At 60.5% G+C, this 4083-nt stretch carries 3 protein-coding genes; all 3 read right to left on the minus strand.

Annotation, left to right across the window (positions count from 1 at the left end; translation table 11 throughout):
- The coding region (locus tag FM113_RS17080; RefSeq protein WP_140393407.1) for a cation-translocating P-type ATPase at nt 1-1570 on the minus strand (1570 nt) is incomplete at its 3' end.
- On the minus strand, nt 1567-3636 hold the full coding sequence (locus FM113_RS17085) for a cytochrome c oxidase assembly protein (RefSeq protein ID WP_254909071.1): 2070 nt from the start codon (nt 3634-3636) through the stop codon (nt 1567-1569). The genes FM113_RS17085 and FM113_RS17080, both read right to left, overlap by 4 nt.
- Entirely contained in the window at nt 3633-3857 is a 225-nt protein-coding gene (locus FM113_RS17090; RefSeq protein WP_176387283.1) for a heavy-metal-associated domain-containing protein, read from the minus strand. The genes FM113_RS17085 and FM113_RS17090 overlap by 4 nt, the downstream gene beginning before the upstream one ends.
- Between the last annotated feature and the right edge of the window lie 226 nt (nt 3858-4083).

The following is a 4083-nucleotide window of genomic DNA, read 5'->3' on the forward strand; positions in this document are numbered from 1 at the left end:
TGCCGACAATCGCGAGTTTGTCAGAGACCGTCGCTGTCGCTCCCTTCCCGGGAACGATATTGAAGTCAGTCGCGGCCTCCAGATCCGCAATTTGCTTCTTAGCTGCGGACATGATTGCGCGGGCAATGATGTGCTCTGAGCCCTGTTCGACTGAGGCTGCGACACGGAGCAAATCGTGTTCTTGGATGTGTTCCGGGGTGGCTGTGCCCGTCACTGTCATGGTGCCAGCAGTCAGTGTGCCGGTCTTGTCCAGAACGACGGTGGTGATGGTGCCGCTTGCCTCGAGTGCGTCTTGTCCTTTGACGAGGATACCGAGGCTGGCGCCTCTACCGATACCTACCATGAGTGCAGTGGGCGTTGCGAGGCCGAGTGCACAGGGGCAGGCAATGATCAGGACGGCGATGCCGATGCCGAAGGCGTCTTGGAATGCGGTGCCCGCAAGCGTCCATGCGAGTGTCACGAGAATCGCGAGGGCAATGACTGCTGGAACGAAGTAGGTGGTGATGCGATCTACGAGTGTCTGCACTCGGGCCTTACGAGATTGCGCTTGTTCGGCGAGCGCGGCCATCTGCGCAAGTTGGGTATGCGCTCCGACAGAGGTTGCGCGTACTTCTAGTCTTCCGTTCGTGCTGATCGTTCCACCGACGACGCTGTCTTCAGGACTGAGATCTTTCGGGACAGGTTCCCCGGTCAACATGCTGGTGTCCACTGATGCGTATCCGGCACTGATCGTGCCGTCCGCAGGTATCGTCTCGCCTGGAAGGACGACGAAAGTATCTCCGACGCGCAACGACGCGGCCGGTTCGATGCTTTCGCTGCCGTCTCGGGTAATGCGCACGTGGGTAGCGGCAAGCTGACCCAGCGCACCGAGAACGTCTCCTGCTTTTCTTCTGGAGCGTGTTTCGAAGTAGCGCCCAGCGAGCTGGAATGTCGTCATCCCGGCAGCGACATCGAGGTAGATGGAGTTCGCACCTTCCGGGGTGGCTCCGAAGCCGAGCCAGTATCCGGCGCCGTCCTGCCCGATACCGAGCAGAAGGGAGGTGACCGCCCAGCCGAACGATGCTGCGATGCCGAGTGACACGAGGGTGTCCATGCTGACATTCCCGTGGCGTAGGTTGCGGAGTGTGGCTTTGTGGAACGGCCAGGCAGCCCATGTAACGATGGGTAGGGCGAGCAGAATGCAGAGCCATTCCCAGCCGGGGAAGCGCCAGCCCGGAACCAATGCGAGAACGATCGTGATATCCATCAGTGGAACTGTGAGTATCGCGGCGACGAGGAGCCTACGCCGCAGGGATGTGATCCTCACTTCTGTTGCGCGCCTCGACCAGGCGTCATCGGCATCGTCGTGAACGCGCGCTCCGTATCCGGCCTTCTCTACACGACGCACTGCTAGGTCGGCCTCGTCGGGTGAGAGCCCAGTGAGAATCGCTCGTTCTGTCGCGTAGTTCACACTTGCCGTCACCCCATCGAGTTGCCCCAAGGCACGCTCTACTCGACCCGCGCATGCGGCGCAGGTCATGCCGGAGATATCGAGTTGAAGGGGATCCGTGGCGCTCTGTTGGATCGTCATGAGCTGCTGCCTTCCTCCGTGCCGGGAACTCGTGGCCCTCGCAAGTTGCGAGCTTGTCGAGCACTGAGCTTTTCAAGCATCCGGTTGTAGTCGTCGAACTCGTCATCGAGCCCCGCATCGAGGTGACGATCTTTGCGGCGTGCGTCCTTCGCGTCCTGTCTCGACCACTGCACGCCGAGCGCGATGATGACGAGGAGGAGAGGGATTTCCCCGCCTGCCCAGGCGACGCCGCCTCCCAAGTATTGGGAGGCCTTGAGGTCGGCCCAGGGCAAGGCTAGATAGCGATAAAAATTTTCAGCGATGATGTCCCCGCCGGACATCAGGATGACGCCGAAGAAGGCGTGGAAGGGCATTGCGGCAAGTACGAAGCCGAGTTTGCCGATGTGAGGAAGGGGTCGTGGGGGCCGGTCTACGCCGATGACCAGGCCGTAGAAGAGGTAGCCCGCGATGAGGAAGTGCACGTTCATGAGCTGGTGGGCCCAGTGGAATCGCATGTACTCGCCGAAGATTCCCGAGAAGTAGAGGCCGTAGTACGAGCCGACGAACAGCGCAAAGACGATCAAGGGGTTGTAGATGAAGCGAAGCACACGCCAGTGCAGTGCCCAGGTGACCCAGTCATGGATCCCAGCAGGTCGTTTCGGGTTCGACCTCGTTGAGCGTAGGAGGAGCGTGACGATGCCGCCCATAACGAGGAGGATCGGTGCCAGCATGTTCAGGCTCATATGCACGATCATGTGGATGCCGAAATCCGGAGCGGAGTATTTGCCGAAGCCTGAGCTAGTGACGAACGCCACGACGATCCAACCGCCAATCCAAGCCACGGTCCGGCCTGCCGGCCATGCGTCCCCGCGGCGACGGAGTGTGTTCACCGCGACGAGATAGACCGTCACAGCGGCGACCGACAGAAGCAGGAAGAGGATATTGGGACGCCAGTGCGTGAACAATACGAGCGGAGTGGGCGCTTCGGTCACCTCGAACCCTAGGAAAACTTGCGAGATGCTCGTGGGAACGAAGTAGTGCGGAGGTGGAAAGCGAGTCATCGCGGCCGTGATGCCCACCCAACCGGCGATCGCGACGGCAAGACCTCCGAGCAGGCGGGAGAGCCGTTTCTCGTTGATGCGCCGGTGCCGCCAGATGGACCATGCGTACACCGTCACTCCGCAGATGAGCGCGAGACACACCCATCGTGCAAAGATCTGCCAGCCGGTTACTGAGTCGAAAAGGCCGGTTCCCGTCAGCTTGAACCATGCGAGAAGGACATCGGCTCCGACGACGACTGGCAGAGCGAAGACGAGGAACAAGAACAGTCGCGGGAGGATCTCAGGCGAGATCAAACGACCGGATGCGACCCGGATCGCCGCGAGCAGGATCACGCCGAATACTGCGCTCGTGAGGAGCGACTGGTAGACGCCCGCGTCGCTTCCGAAGTCGTGTTCAGGTCCAACCAGGATCTGGCCGACGACAACCGGAGCCAGCACGCCGAAGCAGGCTGCCCATAGCGGAATCAGCAGCCCCGTCCACTGTTCTACGAACATGCTGAAGAAGAACACCACGAGGGCGGCCAGCAGTGTCACTGTCCACGCCTTGGGGAAAGAGCTTGCCTCGTAAAGAAATGACAAGGAGCTCGATGTCCCCAATCTGGCGAAGGGCTGCCCATTGCTATCGAGCATGGTGAGAAACACCATTGCCGCCGCCGCAGACGCCCACACCCCGGAGCTGACTTGGAGCACTTTCAGTTCAAGCGGGCTTCGCAGAAGATCAGCGTTTCGACCTCGCGCGTCCCGGAAGAACAGCAGAGTCAGTAGCGCACCGACGGTCACCATTGCTGCAGCATCAGCGGTGGCCTGACCTACTGCCGTGAGAACTCCGACATCAAGTCCCGGAAAGCTCCGGCGAAGCATGTCGTATGGCTCCTGCCCAACGAGCACTGTGACCAGCGGTGCGGGAACCAGGACGAGCGCACCGCAGAGGACTGCAACCACACGGACGAGTACTGCATTCCGTGCGACGATCGCGGGGTCGACCGAGGAAGATGCAGTGCGAGATGACGAGAGGGCAGCAGTCAAGAGCTTTCGTTCTCCCACGACACGAGTTCGAAGCCTGCCTCCGAAACGGCTCCTTCGATAGCCGTCCGTTCGACCATGTCGCCATAGTGCAACACGACCGCTCCCGATGCTGCGTTGACGTCTGCGCCAATCACTGCATCGACCCTCAGGAGCTCAGCGGTGAGCGCCTGCTCGCAGTGGGCGCAGGTCATTCCGTTCACGCGGAACTCCAGTTCATTCATCGGGGCATGAGCCTTTCGCTTCATCTGACGCAATCACTACTAAGTCTACGACATGTCGAGATGCAGGAACTCTCAGGACACTCGCAGCAACTACGTCATGTAGAGTTACTACGTCTTGTAGTGCTAATAGGAGGAGGCAGACGTGATCGTAGAGCAGGGTAACGACGACACCGGGCCGTCCCCTTCATTCGGTCCGGTCGCTGTGCGAGTCGTCGGTTTCCGATTG

This window comes from Leucobacter sp. 7(1) (assembly GCF_900163635.1).
Taxonomy (GTDB): Bacteria; Actinomycetota; Actinomycetes; order Actinomycetales; family Microbacteriaceae; genus Leucobacter.

Coding starts and splice junctions, on each gene's coding strand:
- FM113_RS17090 (WP_176387283.1), bottom strand. CDS start 3,857: ATGAATGAACTGGAGTTCCGCGTGAACGGAATGACCTGCGCCCACTGC.